An 18,931-nucleotide genomic window follows, 5' to 3' on the forward strand; every position below is an offset into this window, starting at 1 on the left:
GGTTGTTTTTATTCAAAAACCACCTGCCAAGAAGTCACGCCGCCGGCCGCACCACTTCCAGCAGCCGGTCCAGCCCGCCCGCGTCGATCGCCACCATGGCCTGCGCGCGCACGGCGGGCTTGGCGTGGTAGGCCACCGACAGGCCGGCCTCGCCCATCATCGGCAGGTCGTTGGCGCCGTCGCCCATGGCGATGGCCTGCGCTGGCGCGATGCCCAGGCGCGCGCAGGTCTCCAGCAGCATGCGGCGCTTCTCGGCGCCGTCGCAGATGTCGCCCCAGGGCTGGTCCACCAGCCGGCCGGTGAGCGCGCCGCCTTCCACGCCCAGCAGGTTGGAGCGCGTGAAGTCCAGCTTCAGCCGGTCGCGCAGCCGGTCGGTGAAGAAGGTGAAGCCGCCCGACACCAGCAGCGTCTTCAGCCCCGCCGCCTGGCAGGCCGCCACCAGCTCGGCCGCGCCCGGGTTCAGGCGCAGGCGCTCGGCGTACACCCGCTCCAGGTGCGACACCGGCACGCCCTGCAGCAGCGCCACGCGGCGGCGCAGGCTGTCCTTGTAGTCGACGATCTCGCCGCGCATGGCGGCCTCGGTGATGGCGGCCACCTCGGCCTTGCGCCCGGCGGCGTCGGCGATCTCGTCCACGCACTCGATGTTGATCAGCGTGGAGTCCATGTCGAAGGCGATCAGCCTGAAGTCGCGCAGGGCCAGGGGCGCCGCGATGCCGCGCACCGTCAGGCCCGGGCTGATCTCGCGCGCATCATGGGCAGGGGGAGTGGAGTTCATATGCTTCTGATTTAATAGCTGTTCGCGCTTGATGGATGCGGGCTGGAGCCTGAAAAACCATGAATTATCCATGCCTCGGCGCGCGCAGCCCCAGCAGGGCGCGCAGCGCTGGCTCCACCGCATCCATGGGCAGATGGCCGGCCATCACGAGCTGCGCCAGGCCGTGCACCGTGCCCCAGAGGGCCGCGCCCAGCGCGTCGCCATCGACGTCGGGCACGTCGTCGGCCTGCTGTAGGGCGGCCACGCAGTCGCGCAGCAGCGCCTCGTTGGCGGCGATGAGCGGGGCCGAGTCGGCGTTGGGCGCGCCGGGCGGGCAGAGCTGGGCGTCGAACACCAGCGCGAAGGCGTTGGGCTGCTCGTGCGCGAAGCGCACGTAGGCCAGGCCCAGGGCGATCAGCCGCTCCACTGGCGCGCGGCGACGCGCCACGGCGGTCTGCTGCGCCTGCAGAAACCGGCGCATGCACTCGGCACCCACGGCCTTCAGCAGGCTGTCGCGGTCGGCGAAGTAGTGGTAGGGCGCGGCATGGCTCACGCCCGCGGCGCGGGCCACCTCGCGCAGGCTGAGCTGCGTGGCCGGACGCGTGGCCAGCAGCTCGAAAGCCGCTTCCAGCAAGGCCTGGCGCAGGTTGCCGTGGTGGTAAGGATGATCGGATTCGATGGAACTTGACATGAGAAAAATTCTAGCCGGCACTGCGCTCGACATTATCTTTACGTTGTCAAGATTACCGATTGAAACCCACTGTTGAAAGGAAGCCGCCATGTCCGCCGTGCTCGTCATCGACGCCCATCCCGACCCCGGCTCGTTGTGCGCGGCGCTGGCCGGGCGCTACGCCGAATCGGCGCGCCAAGCCGGCGCCGATGTGACGGTGCTGGCGCTGCGCGATTTGCGCTTCGATCCCCTCCTGCACCAAGGCTACCGGGGCGAGCAGCCGCTGGAGCCCGACCTGCGGCACGCCCAGCGCCTGATCGACGCCAGTACGCACCTGTGCCTGGTCACGCCCCTGTGGTGGGGTTCGGTGCCGGCGCTGCTGAAGGGCTTCTTCGACCGCGCATTCCAGCGCGGCTGGGCCTACCGCTACCAGCCCAATGGCGACCCGCTGGGCCTGCTCGGCGGCCGCTCGGTGCGCGTGCTGCTGACCACCGACTCGCCCGGCTGGTACCTGCGCCTACTGCAAGGCGACCCGACGGTGAGGCAACTGGTGCGCAGCACGCTGCGCTTCTGCGGCTTCAAGCCGGTGCGGGTGACGCGCTTCGGCCCGGTGCACGACAGCACGCCGCCAGCACGCGCGGGCTGGCTGGACCGGGCCGCCGCCGTGGGTGCGCGGGACGCCGCCCGCCTGAGGCGCCGCGCCGAGCCGGTGGCGTCGGCGGGCTGACCGCCACGGCGTTCAACGCTCGGCGTTGCGGGCCGCGAACGGGAACACGCTGGCCCAAGGCCGCGTCTCGGGCAGCACGTAGACCACGCCGGTGGCGCGGCTGAACAACGGGTCGATGTGGCGGTCGTAGAAGCCGGCCGGCACGTTGATGCAGCCGAAGGAAATGCGGTTGTCGGCCACCGAGGGCGTCCGCAGGCGCTCGTGGCGCGCCTCGCCCGGCACGTCGCGCACGCGGTGCATGGACAGGGCGGCGTCGTAGTCGAGCCAGACGATGTCCTCGCCCCGCAGGTTGCGCCCGCCCTCGGTGACGTAGCGGCCGGCCGAGGTGACCTTTTCGTGCGGCCGCACCTTGGCCAGCGGGCGGGTGCCGATGTCGGCCGGCGCCGCGTCGCCCCGCGCCTGGCCCACCAGCACCGGGCTGCTGGCCACCGGGCGGCCCTGGCCGTCGAACACCCACAGCGTGGCGGCCGGCTTGTCGAGCACGGCGAAGGCGCGCCCGCCCGCGTCGGCCACCTGCACCACGTCCGCCGCGAAGCGCCGCGCCAGCGCGTCGTCGGCCGCGGCGGCGGGCGCGCCGGCGAGGGCGAGCAGCAGGGCCAGGGCGGTGGACGGAGACAGGTGCATCGTGCAATCCGTGGATCGGAGGACGGGGAATGATTATCGGGTATTACCCCACTAGAACTGGTAAGAACGCCACCCGGAGACACCCCTCATGCCCACCACGCTCACCATCAAGGGCCAGGTCACCATCCCCAAGCGGATACGCGACGCGCTGGGCCTGACGCCCGGCACGCTGATCGACTTCGCCGTCAACCACGACGGCGAAGTGGTGCTGCACAAGGCCGCCGGCCCGCGCGGCAAGGCCGACGTGCCCTGGCGCACGCAAGACCTCATGGCCCTGCTGCGGGGCTGAACCGCATGCTGGTGGACACCAACGTCCTCGTGGACGTGCTGGCGAACGACCCCGAGTGGGCCGACTGGTCGATCGCGCAACTGCGCGCCCAGGCGCAGATCCACCGCCTGCACATCAACCCCGTGATCCATGCCGAGCTGTCGCTCACGTTCAGCACCGTCGAGGCGTTGGAAGGCACCCTGGCGGCGCTGCAAATCCCCGTGACAGAAATTCCCCGGCCCGCGTTGTTCCTGGCGGGCAAGGCGTTCGTGCAATACCGCCGCCGGGGCGGCACCAAAAGCAACGTGCTGGCCGACTTCATCATCGGCGCGCATGCGGCGGTGGCGGAGTGGCCGGTGCTGACGCGGGATGTGAGAAGGTATGTCGGCTATTTCCCGACCGTCGCGCTCGTGTCGCCTGATTGAAGGCCATCGAAGCCCATGTGCCGCTGGACGATTGGGCGCGCACGGTGTACGAGGGCAGCGGCCACATCCGCTGGCGGTCCATCTTTGCGTTCGCGTCGGTGGGAATGGTCAAGGGCGGGTATGTGACCAAGGCGCGTGACATCTGGATTCTTCATCGAAGACTGATTCGGAGCTCACTTCAGGCTGCGCTGCGCCCGCGCGCAGATGCGCCGCGTGGCGGGGCCGGGGCTGCCTTGCAGCCACTGGTTGCACAGCCCGCGCACCCAGTCGGGCCGGCTCTTGCCCGCATCGTTGAGCCAGTTGGCCACCGAGTCCTGCACGTAGGCGCTGGGGTCGGCGCGCAGCGGCGCGAGCAGGGGCAGGGCGGCTTCGGGGCGGCTTTTGAGTTCTGCGATGTGCGCGCACCAGACGCCGCGCGGGCGCAGGGCCTCGCTGGCGAAGCGGCGCAGGCGCTCGGAGGGCGAATCCGTCCACGTGGCCAGCAGCGCGATGGCCTCGGGCAGTTGCCGCGCGAGCTGCGGGCGCACGGCCAGCCAGGCCCATTCGCGCACGCCGAAGTGCGCATCGTCGGCCAGCGGGCGGATGGCGGCCAGCCGCGCGGGCAGGTCGAGGCCGGGCTGCGCGCCGACCATGAAGCAGGCCCAGCCACGCACCGTGTCGGCGGGGTGGGCGCGGCAGGTGCCGATGCCGGGGCTACCCAGTTCCTGCAGCAGCAATGCACCGATGCGCTCCATGCGTTTGAGGATGCCGAGGCGGCAGGCGTCCTCGGCGGCGCCGTGGATCGGCCGTGGCAGATCGGGGAACACGGTGCGCAGCAGCCGGCCCTGGTCGAGCGCCAGGCCTTCGGCGAGCGTGGCCGTGGGCAGCACGCCGCGCGAGAGCGCATCCAGCACCTCGGCCGGAATGTCCGCCGCGCGCGTGGCGCCCTTGTGCTCAGGCGGTGCCATGCGCGGCGCCGGTGTTGGTGGCCACCTTGTCGAGCAGGCGCGCCAGTTGCGTGCGTTCGGTGGCGGTCAGGTTGCCGAACAGGCCCGCGATCCACAGGCCGTGCTGCTCGAACAGCTTGCGCGCGAGCTGCTGGCCCTGGCGCGTGAGCCGGATGCGCAGCGCGCGCCGGTCGCCAGGCTCGGCGTGGCGCTCGATGAGCGCCTCGCGCTCCAGCCCGTCGAGCAGGCCGGTGACGGTGGCGCGCGTCACGCCCGCCTGCTCGGCCAGCAGGTTGGGCGCCAGGCCATCGGGCGCGGCGTCCAGCAGGAACAGCATCACGAACCGGCCTTCCGACAGGCCGTGCGGCGCGAGCAGCGTGGCGCAGTCGCGGTCGATGCGGGCGGCCAGCGACAGGGTCTGGAAGCACAGGCGGATGGCCGGCAGGTCGGGCAGCCCGCGCCGTTCGGCCTCGTTCAGCAGGGCGAGGTACTTCTGTTCGAGTTCCATCATGCAGCCGTCATATGGTATGGCGGCTGATTATATGGAGATGATCTCATTGGACTGCTGGCAGCCGGGCCAGCCACTGGCGTCACCCATGGCGCTCGATAGACTTCGCACCATCCCATCGGCAATTTCACAACCACCAGGAGACACCATGAGCATCGATCCGCGCTTTTCCGTTCTCGTCGACGGCTACACCTATTTCGAGTGCCCGCGCTGGCACGAGGACCGGCTGTGGCTGTCGGACTTCTACACCGGCCAGGTGATCCGCGTGGCGCTGGACGGGCAGGTGGAGCGAATGGCCGACGTGCCGCAGCAGCCTTCCGGGCTGGGCTGGCTGCCGGACGGCCGGCTGCTGATCGTCTCGATGCGCGATCGCAAGCTGCTGCGCCGCGAGCCGAATGGCCAACTGGTGGTGCATGCCGATCTGTCCGGCATGGCCGCCGGGCATCTCAACGACATGGTGGTGGACGCGCAGGGCCGCGCCTACGTGGGCAACTTCGGCTTCGACCTGATGGGCGGCGGCACACCCGCCACGGCGGTGCTGGCGCGCGTCGATCCCGACGGGTCGGTACACCGCGCGGCCGATGGCCTGTACTTTCCCAACGGCTCGATGATCACGCCGGACGGCCGCACGCTGATCGTGTGCGAGACCATCGGCAACCGCATCTCGGCCTTCGACATCGCCGCCGACGGCAGCCTGGGGCCGCGCCGCGACTGGGCCTGCTTCGGCGACCCGCCGCCGCTGACCGACGTCGCCAGCGCGATGGGCGCCCTGAAGGCGCTGCCCGACGGCGCCACGATGGACGCCGAGGGCGCCGTCTGGTTCTCCGACAGCGGGCGCAACTGCGTGGTGCGCGTGGCGCCGGGCGGCGAGGTGCTGGACACCCTTTCGACAGGTTCGATGGGTACTTTTGCCTGCGCGCTCGGCGGCCCGGACGGCCACACGCTGTTCATCTGTGTGGCGCCGGACTTCCACGAGGAAGCGCGCAAGGCGGCGCGCGAAGCGGCGGTGTGGACGACGCGCGTGCAGGTGCCGCACGCGGGACGGCCTTGAGCGCGGCTTTCAGGTGCGGGCGCGCGCTCGGATGGACCCGAATTGCCTCCTCCATCAAAGTATTACCTATTTATAATCGGTAAAACTTTTCTCTCCGGACGCTGCCACCATGCCCACCACGCTCACCGTCAAAGGCCAGGTCACCATTCCCAAGCAAATCCGCGACGCGCTGGGTCTCACGCCCGGCAGCGCGGTGGACTTCGCCGTCAACCGCGATGGTGAAGTGGTGCTGCACAAGGCCGCCGGCCTGCGCGGCAAGACGCACAAAACGCCGCCCGACCGCTTCGACGCCGCGCGCGGCAAGGCCGACGTGCCCTGGCGCACGCAAGAACTGATGGCCCTGCTGCGGGGTTGAGCCCGATGCTGGTGGATACCAATGTCCTGGTGGACGTGCTGGAAAACGACCCGGAATGGGCCGACTGGTCCATCGCCCAACTGCGCGCGCAGGCGCAAATCCATCGCCTGGCCATCAACCCCGTGATCTACGCCGAGCTCTCGCTCACCTTCAGCACCGTGGAGGCGCTGGACGAAACACTCGCGGCGCTGCAAATCCCCGTCATCGAAATGCCCCGACCCGCACTGTTCCTGGCCGGCAAAGCCTTCGTGAAGTACCGCCGCCAGGGTGGCGCCAAGACCAACGTGCTGGCTGACTTCTTCATCGGCGCCCACGCGGCGGTGGCGGGCTGGCCGGTGCTGACGCGGGATGTGCGGCGGTATGCGGGGTACTTTCCGACGGTGCAGCTCCTTGCACCCGAAAAATGAGAAACGAAAACAGATGCCAACGTTGAACTGGATCGGCAAGGACGCCGTTGTCAAACACCACAAGGAAGTGCCTTTCCGCCTGCTCGAACCCGTGCCCGAACTGAGCTGCGGAAATTTGCGGGGGGGGGGGTAAACCCTGATAAGCAGGATGAGGGCAACCTCATCGTCCAGGGCGACAACCTGCACGCCCTGAAGGCGCTGCTGCCGCGCTACGCGGGGCAGGTCAAGTGTATCTACATCGACCCGCCGTACAACACGGGCAACGAGGGCTGGGCCTACAACGACAACGTCAACAGCCCGGAGATTCGCAAGTGGCTGGGCGAGGTGGTCGGCAAGGAAGGCGAGACGCTGGACCGACACGACCGCTGGCTGTGCATGATGTATCCGAGGCTGGTGCTGCTCAGGCAGTTTCTGCGCGGGGATGGGGCGATTTTTGTTTCTATTGACGATAACGAGGTGGCGAACCTGCGTTTGTTGATGGATGAGGTTTTTGGGTCTAGAAATTTCCTATGTACTTTTGCTTGGGAAAAACGATATGCGCCGCCGCCAGATACCAAAGATATTGGATATCTACATGAATCGTTGATGGCGTATCGGGCAAGCGCCCAATTCCAGCGCAATCTTTTGCCATTGACTGAAGACCAAACTGGCCGCTACAAGAATCCTGACCATGATGCTCGTGGGTCATGGAAGGCGATGGACTACACATGCCGCTACACATCGGATGAGCGACCTAATCTTTACTACGCCATTCGCCAGCCCAATACAGAGGAGGAAATTTGGCCGAAGCGAACGCGAGTTTGGGCTATGTCGCGTGAAGTGCATGAACGTAACGAGTCGGAAAAAAGAATCTGGTGGGGAGTAAAGGGAGTCAACAGTGTTCCTGCACTCAAGAATTTTCTCTCCGAAATTCAGCAGGGCATGATGCCCGTTTCACTGTTGAAGCACGATAGCGTTGGTCACACGGATGAGGCCGCGAAAGAATTGCGGAATTTGGTGCCAGACGTGAAGTTCACGCCCAAGCCAGCGCGATTGATCCAGCATTTGCTGAAAATTGCCAGCGATAAGGATTCCCTCATCCTTGACAGCTTCGCTGGCTCCGGCACCACGGCTCATGCCGTCCTCAAACAAAATGCCGAAGACGGTGGCAATCGCCGCTTCATCTTGGTGGAGATGGACGGTGGCATTGCGAAGAACGTCACCGCTGAGCGCGTGCGCCGTGTGGCGCAGGGCTACACCAACGCCAAGGGCGAGGCCATGCCCGGCCTGGGCGGCGGTTTCCAGTTCTGCCGTTTATCCGAGCATCCTCTGTTCGACGCCGATGGTCACATCCGCACCGATGTGAAGTTTGCCCAATTGGCCGAGTTCGTCTGGTTCGCCGAAACAGGCATGGGATATATGGGACAAGCCGATTCGCCGCTTTTGGGCGCGCACGATGGCCGTGCGATCTACCTGCTCTACAACGGCATCCTCAAGGACCACACCGCCACTGGTGGCAACGTGCTTACCGGTCCGGTGTTCGACGTGCTGCCCAAGTTCGCTGGCCCCAAAGTGATCTACGCCGCCGCCAACCGCATAGGCGGCCGGGCTGCACGTGAGGGCATCACCTTCAAGCAAACCCCTTATGCGCTGGAGGTGTAAGCCATGACGACGTTCGCGCCCAAGACCTACCAGCAGCAAGTGCTCGACAGCGTCGAGGCCTATTTCAAGGCCTGCCACGAGCTGCCGTCGGCATCGATCGCCTTCACCGCCACCACGGAGCGGCTGTGGGGCCGAGGCAATGCGTACCACCCGCTGTCGGGCTTTCCGGCCGACATGCCTTACTTTTGCCTGCGCGTGCCCACTGGCGGCGGCAAGACCTGGCTGGCGGCCAAGAGCGTCGCGCTGGTCAACACGCATCTGCTGCGCTGCGAGCACAGCCTGATCCTGTGGCTGGTGCCCAGCAAGCCCATCCGCGAGCAGACCTTGCGCGCCTTGCGCGACCGGCTGCATCCGTACCACACGGCGCTGCGTGAAGCGGGGCCGATCACGGTCATGGACCTCGACGAGGCCAAGAGTGTGACCCGCGCGACGCTGGACACCTCGACCACGATCATCGTCGCCACTCGGCAGGCGTTTCAGGTGGAGGACGAGGAGTCCCGCAAGGTGTACCAGAGCAGCGGCGCGTTGATGCACCACTTCGACAACCTGTCGCCCACCCAGCGCGAGGGTTTGTTGAGTGAAGGCGAAGGTGCCGAACGCACGACGCCGTGCTCGCTGGCCAACGTGCTGCGCCTGCGCCGGCCTTTCGTGGTGGTGGACGAGGCGCACAACAGCCGCACCGAACTGGCGTTCGACATGCTGGCGCGCTTGCGCCCCAGTGGCGTGATGGAGTTGACCGCCACGCCCGACCTGGAGCGCACGCCGAGCAATGTGCTGCACAGCGTCTCCGCCGCTGAGTTGAAGGCGGAGGAGATGATCAAGCTGCCGGTGGTGCTGCAAACCGAGCCGAACTGGCAGCAGTGTCTGGCTGACGCCATCGGCCGGCGCAATGCCTTGCATGAACTGGCTGATGAGGAGCGTCGCGCAGGCAGCCTCTACCTGCGGCCACTGGTGTTGATTCAGTCGGAGCCGCGCCGCGCAGGCGTTGAGACACTGGACTTCGAGCGTGTTCGCAATGAACTGATCACCAACCACGGCATCCCGGCCAGCGAGATCGTCGTTGCCACCGGCGAGGAAAAGGGGCTGGAGCAGATCGACGCCGACCACAAGCTGGGCATTGCCGATCCCGCCTGCCCGGTGAAGTTCGTCATCACCCAGAAGGCGCTGACCGAGGGTTGGGACTGCCCCTTCGCCTACATCCTGGTGAGCATGGCGTCGCTGTCGTCGGCCACGGCGGTGGAGCAGTTGCTCGGGCGCGTGTTGCGTCAACCCGGCGCAAGCCATCGGCAGGCCAAGGCCTTGAATCAGTCCTATGCCTTCGTGGTGTCGCGCAACTTCGCCGAGACGGCCGGTGCGCTGCGAGATCGCCTCGTGGCGGGCGCCGGCTTCGAACGACGCGAGGTCACCGAATTCGTTACCGCCGCCAAGGCCGACCAGGCACGGCTGGATCTGGAAGGCCGTGTCGGGCGTGTCGTCGTTCGCCCGGTGGCGATCACGCTGACCGAAAAGCCCGATCTCAAGCGCGTGCCCAAGCCGGTGCGCGACAAGGTGAGCTGGGACGGAAAGCTCAACACGCTGACCATCACCACGCCGCTGACCGAGGACGATGCCGAGGTGCTCAAGGACTCGGTCATCAGCGACTCTGCGGCAGCGGCCATCGTCGAGGCGGCCGAGATCAGCCGTACCACGGCCATCGAGTTCTTCCAGACGCCGGCCGAGTTGGGGGATCGCTTTCGCGTGCCGCAGATGGCCTTGCGCGTTCAAGGCGAGTTGCAACTGTTCGACGACCCGGAGGTGCTCGACTATCCGTGGGATGTATCGACGTACGACGCCGCGCCGACCGGCGACGACATCACCGCGCTGGGTGCGGGCTTGAAGGTGTCCGAAGGCGGCGAGATCGATGTCGATGGCGAGAGCGGCAAGGTGGTCTCGCGCTTTCTGCCCGACCTGCAGCGTGACCTGGGGCTGGTCTATCAGCCCGAGCACTGGGACGAGGTACGTCTCGCGACGTGGCTGTGCAAGAACCTGCCGGAGCCCTCACTCACCCACGCCAGCAAGCAAGCTTTCGTCGCCAAGTGGCTGACCGAACTGTTGCGACGGGACGGCTTCACGCTCGCACGCGCCAATCTGCAGAAGTTCCTGCTTCGCAATCTGCTGGAGGCGCGTATCCGTGAGCTGCGCAAGCAGGCGGTCGGCAAGGCGTTTCAGCAGGCGCTGTTCGGCGATGACGCGGCGTCGCGCGTCGCGGTGACGGATCAGTACGCCTTCGAGTTCCACGCGCAGGCCTATGCACCCAGCCGTGACTACGACGGCCGGTGGGGACACTTCGACTTCCGCAAGCATTTCTACGGGCGCGTCGGCGACTTCGACAGCAAAGAGGAGTTCGAGTGCGCCTGCGGGCTGGACATTCAGGCACAGCAGGGACGCATCCAGTTCTGGGTGCGCAACCTCGTTCGGCGCGAAGGCAGTTCGTTCTTCCTGCAGAAGGCCGATGGGCGCTTCTACCCGGACTTTCTGTGTCAGCTGCCCGGCGCTGCAGACCAGGTCGGCCCGATCCTGGCCGTCGAGTACAAGGGCGCAGACCGCTGGGGCAGCGCGCAGGATGATCGACTGATTGGTGGGCTTTGGGCGAACCTGTCGCAAGGTCGGTGCCGGTTTGTCATGGTCAAAGACAAGCAGTGGAATTCAATCGAATCCTGCTTGAGTTGAGTATCCCCAGTCGTGTTTCCGAACCGTCGCGGAGGCCTTCGTTGTTCGACAGACGCCAACGTGCGTAGCACGGTGGGGCCGCCGGTCATCATGCCGCTGCAGCGACGGGCTGCCCCAGGCTGCGTAGCACATCCCGCACCATCTGCGCGCGCTCCTTCGGCTCCTTGAGTTCGCGCTCGATGCGCAGCTTCTCGTTGCCGGCCAGCTTGATGTGCTTGTTCTTCTGGATCATGCGGATGATGGCCATGGGGTCGATCGGCGGGTTGGGCCGGAAGGCGATGCTGATGACGCCCGGGGCGGCGTCCACCTTCTGCACGCCGTAGGGCTGGCTGAGCACGCGCAGGCGGTGCACGTCGATCAGCGTCTGCGCCTGCGGCGGCAGCTTGCCGAAGCGGTCCACGATCTCCTCCAGCAGCGCGTCGATCTGGTCCGACGTCTTCGCCGTCGCCAGCTTCTTGTAGAAGGACAGGCGCAGGTGCACGTCGCCGCAATAGTCGTCGGGCAGCAGGGCGGGGGCGTGCAGGTTGATCTCGGTCGTCACCGACAGCGGCGAGAGCAGGTCGGGCTCCTTGCCTTCCTTCAGGCAGCGCACGGCCTCCGCCAGCATCTCGTTGTAGAGTTGGAAGCCGATCTCCATCATGTTGCCGCTCTGGTTCTCGCCCAGCACCTCGCCGGCGCCGCGGATTTCCAGGTCGTGCATGGCCAGGTAGAAGCCGCTGCCCAGCTCCTCCATCTGCTGGATGGCGTCGAGCCGCTGCGCCGCCTGTTTGGTCAGGCCCTCGATGTCGGGCACCATCAGGTAGGCATAGGCTTGGTGGTGGCTGCGCCCGACGCGCCCGCGCAGCTGGTGCAGTTGCGCCAGGCCGAACTTGTCGGCGCGGCTCATCACGATGGTGTTGGCGGTGGGCACGTCGATGCCGGTCTCGATGATGGTGGAGCACAGCAGGATGTTGTAGCGCTGCGCCACGAAGTCGCGCATCACGCGCTCCAGCTCGCGCTCGGGCATCTGGCCGTGGGCCACGGCGATGCGCGCCTCGGGCAATATTTCTTCCAGCTTCTGGCGCCGGTTCTCGATGGTCTCCACCTCGTTATGCAGGAAGTACACCTGTCCGCCGCGCTTCAGTTCGCGCAGCACCGCCTCGCGGATCACGCCGGTGCCTTCGTTGCGCACGAAGGTCTTGATGGCCAGGCGCCGCTGCGGCGCGGTGGCGATCACGCTCAGGTCACGCAGGCCTTCGAGCGCCATGCCCAGCGTGCGCGGGATCGGCGTGGCGGTGAGGGTCAGCACGTCCACCTCGGCGCGCATGGCCTTCATCTGCTCCTTGTGGCGCACGCCGAAGCGGTGTTCCTCGTCGATGATGAGCAGTCCGAGGTTCTTGAACTTCACGCTTTCGGACAGCAGCTTGTGCGTGCCGACCACGATGTCCACGCTGCCCTCCTGCAGGCCCTTGGCGGCGGCGGTGATCTCCTTGCCGGAGCGGAAGCGGCTCATCTCGGCCACCTTCACCGGCCACTTGGAGAAGCGGTCCACCAGCGTCTGGTGGTGCTGCTCGGCCAGCAGCGTGGTGGGCGCGAGAAAGGCCACCTGCTTGCCGCCCGTCACCGCCACGAAGGCGGCGCGCAGCGCCACCTCGGTCTTGCCGAAGCCGACGTCGCCGCACACCAGCCGGTCCATCGGCTGGGGCGAGACCATGTCCTGGATGACGGCGTGGATGGCGGCCTTCTGGTCGGCCGTCTCCTCGAAACCGAAGTCGTTGGCGAAGACCTCGTAATCGGCCGCCGAGAAGCGGAAGGCGTGGCCCTCGCGCGCAGCGCGGCGGGCGTAGATGTTCAGCAGCTCGGCGGCCGCTATCGCGCACCTGCTCGGCGGCCTTGCGCTTGGCCTTTTCCCACTGGCCGCTGCCCAGCTTGTGCAGCGGCGCCTCGTCGGCGCTCACGCCGGTGTAGCGGCTGATCAGGTGCAACTGCGACACGGGCACGTACAGCGTGGCCTTGTCGGCGTACTCCAGGTGCAGCATCTCCTGCAGGGCCGGGCTGCCGTCGGCGTTCTTCTCGCCCAGGTCCATGTTGACCAGGCCCCGGTAGCGGCCGATGCCGTGGCCGCTGTGCACCACCGGGTCGCCCACGTTCAGCTCGCTCAAGTCCTTGATCAGCGCCTCGACGTCGCTGACCGCCTCCTGCCGCTTGCCGCGCCGGCGCGTGGTCGGGCCGGTGGCGAACAGCTCGGTCTCGGTGACGAAGTCGATGGCGGCCTCGTTCCAGGCGAAGCCGGCGGCCACCGCGGCGGTGGCGATGCCGAGCTTCTCGTCGGCGGACGACTCGAACTCGGCCAGCGAGTCGAAGGCGGGCGGGCTGACGCCGCTGGCGCGCAGGAAGTCCAGCAGGCTCTCGCGGCGGCCCTCGCTCTCGGCCAGCACCAGCACGCGGTGCGGCGTGCGGGCGATGTGCTCCTTCAGGCGCGTGAGCGGGTCTTCGGCCCCGCGCACCACGGCCAGGGGCGGCAGGGTGTCGAACTCGGCGTAGGGCTTGTCGGCGCCGGCTTCTCCGAAGCGGATCGCCAGTTGCGCATGCGCCTTGGTGTGCGTGTAGAACTGCTCCGCCGTGAGAAACAGCGCCTCTGGCGGCAGCGCGGGCCGCTCGGGGTCGCCCTGCACCAGGCGGTAGCGCTCGCGCGTGTCCTGCCAGAAGTGCTGAAACGCGCCTTCCAGGTCGCCGTGCAGCACCAGCGTGCTGGCCTCGCCCAGGTAGTCGAAGACGGTCGCCGTCTCGTCGAAGAACAGCGGCAGGTAGTACTCGATGCCGGCGGTGGCCACGCCGTTGCCCATGTCCTTGTAGATGCGGCTCTTGGTCGGGTCGCCCTCCAGCAGCTCGCGCCAGCGGGCACGAAAGCGCGTGCGCGCGGCGTCGTCCATCGGGAACTCGCGGCCAGGCAGCAGGCGCACCTCGGGCACCGGGTACAGGCTGCGCTGCGAGTCGGGGTCGAAGGTGCGGATGGAGTCGATCTCGTCGTCGAACAGATCGACGCGAAAGGGCTGCGGCGAGCCCATGGGGAACAGGTCGATCAGCCCGCCGCGCACCGCGTACTCGCCGGGGCTCACCACCTGCGTCACGTGGCTGTAGCCGGCCAGCGTGAGCTGGGCCTTGAACTTGGCCTCGTCCAGCTTCTGCCCGGTCCTGAACTGGAAGGTGTAGCCGGCCAGGAAGGCTGGCGGCGCCAGCCGGTACAGCGCGGTGGTGGCGGGCACCAGCACCACGTCCACCTCGCGCTGCGAGATGCGCCACAGCGTGGCCAGCCGCTCGCTGATCAGGTCCTGGTGAGGCGAGAAGCTGTCGTAGGGCAGCGTCTCCCAGTCCGGGAAGACGGCGCAGCGCAAATCAGGGGAGAAGAAGGCGATCTCGTCCAGCAGGCGCTGGGTGTCGGTGGCGTCGGCGGTGAAGAGGGCGACCGGCCGGCCGTGGCCCTTTTCGCGCTCGGTCAGCCGGGCCAGCAGCAGCGCGTCGGCGGACGCGGGAGGGCGGGGCAGGGTGTGGCGCTTGCCAGGGGTGAGCTTGGGCAGGTCCATGAGGGCAAAAAGGGCGCGAATGACAACGACAAAACCCCCGGCCGGAAGGGGCGGGGGTGCGCAGGACCTCATTTTAGGTTCGCGGGCCGTGGGCTGGCCCCGCCGGCCGGCGGGGCACTTGATTTTGAATGTTTTTGGCCCTTAGCCGGCGTCCATGCTGCGCCAAAAGCTATGATTTTTATAGTTATCGGCCTGGCCGCCGCTGCACGACATCCTAGAATCTCGGCACTTTCATGACCGCCGATCCCACCACCCTCCACCGCTGCTTCGCCCTGCTGCCTTGCGCCGGCACGGGCTCGCGCGCGGGCGCGGCGCTGCCCAAGCAGTACCAGCCGCTGGCTGGCCGGCCGCTGGTGCTGCACACGCTGGCGGCCTTCGCGCGGGTGCCGCGCATCGAGCGGGTGCTGGTGGTGGTGGCGCCGGACGACGCCTTCGCGTGGCCGCCGCAGGCGCCCTGTGCCGTCGCGCGCCGCGGCGGCGCGAGCCGGGCCGAGAGCGTATTCAACGGCGTGCGCCACCTGCTCGCCGAACGCGCCGCGCCCACCGACTGGGTGCTGGTGCACGACGCGGCGCGTTGCCTGGTGCTGCCGGCGCAGATCGACGCGCTGATCGATGCCTGCCTGCCCGACGCCGTGGGCGGGCTGCTGGCGCTGCCCCTGCCCGACACGCTCAAGCAGGCGGATGCGGACGGCCGCGTGGCCGCCACGCTGGAGCGCGCCGGCAAGTGGCTGGCGCAGACGCCGCAGATGTTCCGCCTCGGCCTGCTGCACGACGCGCTGGCCGCGCAGGCGGCCGCGGGCTTCGCCGGCATCACCGACGAGGCCAGCGCCGTCGAGGCGGCGGGCCATCGGCCGCTGCTGGTGCCGGGCAGCGCGCGCAATGTCAAGGTCACTTATCCCGAGGACTTCGCCCTGGCCGAAGCCGTTCTGAGGAGCCGCGAGACATGAACCCACCCGACTTGCGCATCGGCGAGGGCTGGGACGTGCACGCCCTGGTGTCCGGCCGGCCGCTGGTGCTGGGCGGCGTGCGCATCCCCCACACGCACGGGCTGCTGGGCCATTCGGACGCCGACGCGCTGCTGCACGCCATCACCGACGCGCTGCTGGGCGCCGCGGGACTGGGCGACATCGGGCGGCATTTCCCGGACGCGGACGCGCGCTTCGAGGGCGCCGATTCCAGCGTGCTGCTGGCCGAGGCCGCGCGCCGCGTCGGCGAGGTGGGCTGGCGCATCGGCAACGTGGACAGCACCGTCGTCGCCCAGGCGCCCCGGCTGGCGCCGCACATCCCCGCCATGGTGGCGCGCATCGCCGAGGTGCTGGGTCTGGACGACGCGGCGCGCGTCAACGTCAAGGCCAAGACGGCCGAGCGGTTGGGGCCGGTGGGGCAGGGCGCGGCGATCGAGGCGCGCGCCGTGGTGCTATTGTTCAGATAGCTTAAGGTGATTATCCGGCGCGGGCTGGAGGCCGATTCTCATAAAATTTCCGGACTCAGCCCGGGCGGCGCTTCTTTTTGGGCGGCGCGTGGCCGAGCCCGCTCGGGTCGTCCGCCTGGTGCAGGCGGATCAGCGCCAGCAGCCCGCCGCTGGGGCTGTTGATGAGCTGCAGCGAGCCGCCCATGCTTTGCACCATCTTGACCACGATGGCCAGGCCCAGGCCGGCGCCGGTGGCCGAGGTGCGGGCGCTGTCGCCGCGGAAGAACGGGCGCGTCAGGTTGGGCAGCAGCTCCGGTGCCACGCCCGGCCCGTGGTCGCGCACGCGCAGGGTCACCATGAAGTCGTGCGCGGTGGCCGCGATGCGCACGCGCGTGCCCTGGCCGTCGGGCGACTTGCCGTAGCGGCGGGCGTTCTCCAGCAGGTTGGACAGCACGCGCGAGAGCTCCACCTCGTCGCCCATCACGCGCAGCTCGGGCGCGATGTCGATCTGCACCTGCATGTCCTCGCGCACGGTGAAGGGCAGCGCGCAGGCCAGCGCCACCTCGGCCAGCGGCAGCGGCTCCATCGACAGGTGGTCGGGCCGCGCGTAGTCGAGGAACTTGTCGATGATGGCGTCCACCTGCGCGATGTCGGCCACCATGTGCTCGCGCGCTTCCTCGTCAGCCACGCTCATCTCGGTCTCCAGCCGCAGGCGCGCCAGCGGCGTGCGCAGGTCGTGCGAGATGCCGGCCAGCATCTCGGCGCGGTCCTGCTCGATCTTGGAGAGCTGGTCGGCCATGCGGTTGAAGCCGATGTTGACTTCGCGGACCTCGCCGGACAGCGCGCCCTCGTCCAGCCGGCTGTGCAGGTAGTGGCCATCGCGCACGCGGGCGGCGGCGATGGAGAGCTGCTTGAGCGGCTGGTTGATCAACCGCGCCAGCAGCGCCGCGCCGACCAGCGACAGCGCTCCCAGAGTGGCCAGCCACAGCAGCCAGGCGCGCCCGCCCAGCAGCGCGCCGACGCGCGAGCGGTCCATCAGCAGCCAGTACGAGTCGCCCTCGATCGAGAAGCCCACCCACAGGCCGTCCTCGCCATTGACGCTGCTGGCCACCAGGGTGCCGGGGCCCAGGCGCGCAACCAGCTCGTTACTCATGCGCTGCTCCAGCTCGCCCTGGGCGAACGGGTCGAACTTGTCGCCCGGCTCGTGCGGGATGATGCGCACTTTTTCCTGCTCGGCCAGCGTCTTGATGAGCGAGACGCGGGCGATGGCGTCGGAGTGCACCAGCGCCGCGCGCGAGAGGTTGACCAGCGAGGCGATCTGGCGCGCGTTGTCGATCACGCGCGGCTCGTACTCCAGCGTGCGGAACAACTGGTACCAGCCGATGGAGCTGCCCACCAGCAGCAGGCTGAGCAGGAAGAAGGTGCGCCAGAACAGGCTGACGCCGAAGCGCGGCGGGCGGTGCCCGGCCTCGGCCTCCAGCGGCACGTTCATCGAGTCGAGCGGCTCCGGGCGGGTCGGCGGCGCGGCGGCCGGGTCGGGCTGGGGCTCGGCCGCCGTCGTCATGCTGGAGGGAGAAAGGGGGCGGGGCGGGGGGTCAGCTCGTACCGTCCGGCACGAACACGTAGCCCACGCCCCACACCGTCTGGATGTAGCGCGGGCTGGCCGGGTCCTGCTCGATCAGCTTGCGCAGGCGCGAGATCTGCACGTCCAGGCTGCGGTCGAAGGGCTCGAACTCGCGCCCGCGCGCCAGTTGCGCCAGCTTTTCGCGCGACAGCGGCTGGCGCGGGTGGCGCACCAGGGCCTTGAGCATGGCGAACTCGCCGGTGGTCAGCGAGATCTCCTCGCCGTTCTTGTGCAGCGCGCGCGCGCCCAGGTCGAACGCGAAGGGGCCGAAGCTGACCGATTCGTTCTCGGCCGAGGGCGCGCCCGGCGCCTCCTGCGGCGGGCGGCGGCGCAGCACGGCGTGGATGCGAGCCAGCAGCTCGCGCGGGTTGAAGGGCTTGCCCAGGTAGTCGTCGGCGCCGACTTCGAGGCCGACGATGCGGTCCACGTCCTCGCCCTTGGCGGTCAGCATGATGATGGGCGTCTTGTCGCCCGCGGCGCGCAGGCGCCGGCACACCGACAGGCCGTCCTCGCCGGGCATCATGAGGTCGAGCACGATCAGGTCGATGGTGTCGCGCAGCATGATGCGCGACAGCGCCTTGGCGTCCTCCGCCACGATCACTTCGAAGCCTTCCTGCGCCAGGTAGCGGCGCAGCAGGTCGCGGATGCGGGCGTCGTCATCGACGACGACGATCTTGTCGGTACGGTTGGCAGACTGGTTCATCTCGTCCTTGCGGGATCTTTCCCCTATATGTAACAGGCCCATTGTTACCCCGAAGCTTCCGGGATTCCGGGTTAACCCGGGACGATTTTCAGGGTGTTACACATGTTGCCCCCATTTCGCCCGATTTGGCGGACAAACACGCCGACCGCATGAGATGGTCGAACATTGTGATGTGTGCCATGGTTTCCAAAGCAGTTCTCCTCATGCTCCTGGGCGGCGCCGCGGCGCCGCTGTCCGTGTGGGCGCAGGCCAGCGGCGAGGGCGCGGAAACCGGCCCGCCGGTCCTCGGCGAGGTGGCGCCGCAGGACCGCGCGTCGCAGCGCAGCCCGCTCTGGATGGCGGTGGACGCGCACTACCGCCAGCGCGACGCCGGCATGCCCGCCGACCGGCGCCTGAGCGCCGAGCAGCGCCACGAACTGCGCGAGCAGATCCGGCGCGCCGCCATGCGGGCGGAGGCCGGCAACCCGCCGATGGCGCAGCAGTCCGACCGGCCGTAGAGGCCGCGGCGCGTCACTCCATTCTTCCGCCTTTGTCCGACAGGCCCGCGGCGCGCGCCATGCCATCA

General features: G+C 68.2%; 18 protein-coding genes and 1 pseudogene. 11 read left to right on the top strand and 8 right to left on the bottom strand.

What is annotated here, in order from left to right; all coding sequences use genetic code 11:
- Nucleotides 1-34: 34 nt before the first annotated feature.
- Nucleotides 35-775, bottom strand: a complete 741-nt coding sequence (gene serB / locus IPG65_RS10040; RefSeq protein ID WP_293189055.1) for a phosphoserine phosphatase SerB — start codon at nt 773-775, stop codon at nt 35-37.
- A gap of 64 nt (nt 776-839) precedes the next feature.
- A complete protein-coding gene (locus IPG65_RS10045) occupies nt 840-1,445 on the bottom strand; it encodes a TetR/AcrR family transcriptional regulator (protein ID WP_293189056.1) in 606 nt (201 codons plus the stop codon).
- An 88-nt stretch (nt 1,446-1,533) separates the two neighbouring features.
- Between IPG65_RS10045 and IPG65_RS10050 the strand changes: the two genes are divergently transcribed.
- On the top strand, nt 1,534-2,151 hold the full coding sequence (locus IPG65_RS10050; protein ID WP_293189057.1) for an NAD(P)H-dependent oxidoreductase: 618 nt from the start codon (nt 1,534-1,536) through the stop codon (nt 2,149-2,151).
- Nucleotides 2,152-2,163: 12 nt separating this feature from the next.
- On the opposite strand, the gene IPG65_RS10055 is transcribed toward IPG65_RS10050, so the two are convergent.
- Nucleotides 2,164-2,775 (bottom strand): L,D-transpeptidase, encoded by a 612-nt coding sequence (locus tag IPG65_RS10055; protein WP_293189058.1) that lies wholly within the window; start codon nt 2,773-2,775, stop codon nt 2,164-2,166.
- Nucleotides 2,776-2,863: 88 nt separating this feature from the next.
- On the opposite strand from IPG65_RS10055, the gene IPG65_RS10060 reads away from it, so the two are divergent.
- Nucleotides 2,864-3,064 (top strand): type II toxin-antitoxin system PrlF family antitoxin, encoded by a 201-nt coding sequence (locus IPG65_RS10060; RefSeq protein WP_293189059.1) that lies wholly within the window; start codon nt 2,864-2,866, stop codon nt 3,062-3,064.
- A gap of 5 nt (nt 3,065-3,069) precedes the next feature.
- Nucleotides 3,070-3,468, top strand: a complete 399-nt coding sequence (locus IPG65_RS10065; RefSeq protein ID WP_293189060.1) for a type II toxin-antitoxin system VapC family toxin — start codon at nt 3,070-3,072, stop codon at nt 3,466-3,468.
- Between the two features lie 173 nt (nt 3,469-3,641).
- On the opposite strand, the gene IPG65_RS10070 is transcribed toward IPG65_RS10065, so the two are convergent.
- Complete coding sequence (locus tag IPG65_RS10070) at nt 3,642-4,415, bottom strand: DNA alkylation repair protein (RefSeq protein WP_293189061.1); 774 nt, start codon at nt 4,413-4,415, stop codon at nt 3,642-3,644.
- Entirely contained in the window at nt 4,402-4,902 is a 501-nt protein-coding gene (locus IPG65_RS10075) for a MarR family transcriptional regulator (RefSeq protein WP_293190050.1), read from the bottom strand. The genes IPG65_RS10070 and IPG65_RS10075 overlap by 14 nt, the downstream gene beginning before the upstream one ends.
- A gap of 148 nt (nt 4,903-5,050) precedes the next feature.
- Between IPG65_RS10075 and IPG65_RS10080 the strand changes: the two genes are divergently transcribed.
- The 5 genes from IPG65_RS10080 (at nt 5,051) to IPG65_RS10100 (ending at nt 11,065) form a co-directional block, all read left to right on the top strand.
- The gene (locus IPG65_RS10080; protein ID WP_293189062.1) at nt 5,051-5,953 is read left to right on the top strand and encodes an SMP-30/gluconolactonase/LRE family protein; all 903 of its coding nucleotides are present in this window, start codon (nt 5,051-5,053) and stop codon (nt 5,951-5,953) included.
- A 109-nt stretch (nt 5,954-6,062) separates the two neighbouring features.
- Complete coding sequence (locus IPG65_RS10085) at nt 6,063-6,308, top strand: AbrB/MazE/SpoVT family DNA-binding domain-containing protein (protein WP_293189063.1); 246 nt, start codon at nt 6,063-6,065, stop codon at nt 6,306-6,308.
- Between the two features lie 5 nt (nt 6,309-6,313).
- Nucleotides 6,314-6,715, top strand: coding sequence for a type II toxin-antitoxin system VapC family toxin (locus tag IPG65_RS10090; protein WP_293189064.1), 402 nt, complete (start codon nt 6,314-6,316; stop codon nt 6,713-6,715).
- 237 nt (nt 6,716-6,952) lie between these two features.
- Nucleotides 6,953-8,356 (top strand): site-specific DNA-methyltransferase, encoded by a 1,404-nt coding sequence (locus IPG65_RS10095; protein ID WP_293190052.1) that lies wholly within the window; start codon nt 6,953-6,955, stop codon nt 8,354-8,356.
- A 3-nt stretch (nt 8,357-8,359) separates the two neighbouring features.
- Nucleotides 8,360-11,065 (top strand): DEAD/DEAH box helicase family protein, encoded by a 2,706-nt coding sequence (locus tag IPG65_RS10100; protein WP_293189065.1) that lies wholly within the window; start codon nt 8,360-8,362, stop codon nt 11,063-11,065.
- Between the two features lie 88 nt (nt 11,066-11,153).
- On the opposite strand, the pseudogene mfd reads toward IPG65_RS10100, so the two are convergent.
- Nucleotides 11,154-14,628 (bottom strand): annotated as a pseudogene (mfd, locus tag IPG65_RS10105) (transcription-repair coupling factor).
- Nucleotides 14,629-14,861: 233 nt separating this feature from the next.
- Here mfd and ispD point away from each other — a divergent pair.
- Together ispD and ispF are read left to right on the top strand one after the other, a co-directional pair.
- Nucleotides 14,862-15,575, top strand: coding sequence for a 2-C-methyl-D-erythritol 4-phosphate cytidylyltransferase (gene ispD / locus IPG65_RS10110; RefSeq protein ID WP_293189066.1), 714 nt, complete (start codon nt 14,862-14,864; stop codon nt 15,573-15,575).
- Nucleotides 15,572-16,060, top strand: a complete 489-nt coding sequence (gene ispF, locus IPG65_RS10115) for a 2-C-methyl-D-erythritol 2,4-cyclodiphosphate synthase (protein ID WP_293189067.1) — start codon at nt 15,572-15,574, stop codon at nt 16,058-16,060. Before ispD ends, ispF begins: the two co-directional genes overlap by 4 nt.
- A gap of 55 nt (nt 16,061-16,115) precedes the next feature.
- Here ispF and IPG65_RS10120 read toward each other — a convergent pair whose 3' ends face one another.
- Nucleotides 16,116-17,531, bottom strand: a complete 1,416-nt coding sequence (locus IPG65_RS10120) for a sensor histidine kinase (protein WP_293190053.1) — start codon at nt 17,529-17,531, stop codon at nt 16,116-16,118.
- A 103-nt stretch (nt 17,532-17,634) separates the two neighbouring features.
- Nucleotides 17,635-18,366 carry a two-component system response regulator OmpR gene (ompR, locus tag IPG65_RS10125; RefSeq protein ID WP_293189068.1) on the bottom strand — a complete coding sequence of 244 codons (732 nt, stop codon included), beginning with the start codon at nt 18,364-18,366 and terminating at the stop codon, nt 17,635-17,637.
- 203 nt (nt 18,367-18,569) lie between these two features.
- On the opposite strand from ompR, the gene IPG65_RS10130 reads away from it, so the two are divergent.
- On the top strand, nt 18,570-18,863 hold the full coding sequence (locus IPG65_RS10130; RefSeq protein ID WP_293189069.1) for a hypothetical protein: 294 nt from the start codon (nt 18,570-18,572) through the stop codon (nt 18,861-18,863).
- Nucleotides 18,864-18,931 lie beyond the last annotated feature (68 nt).

Origin of the sequence: Ottowia sp. (assembly GCF_016703145.1) — a bacterium.
GTDB lineage: Bacteria > Pseudomonadota > Gammaproteobacteria > Burkholderiales > Burkholderiaceae_C > Ottowia.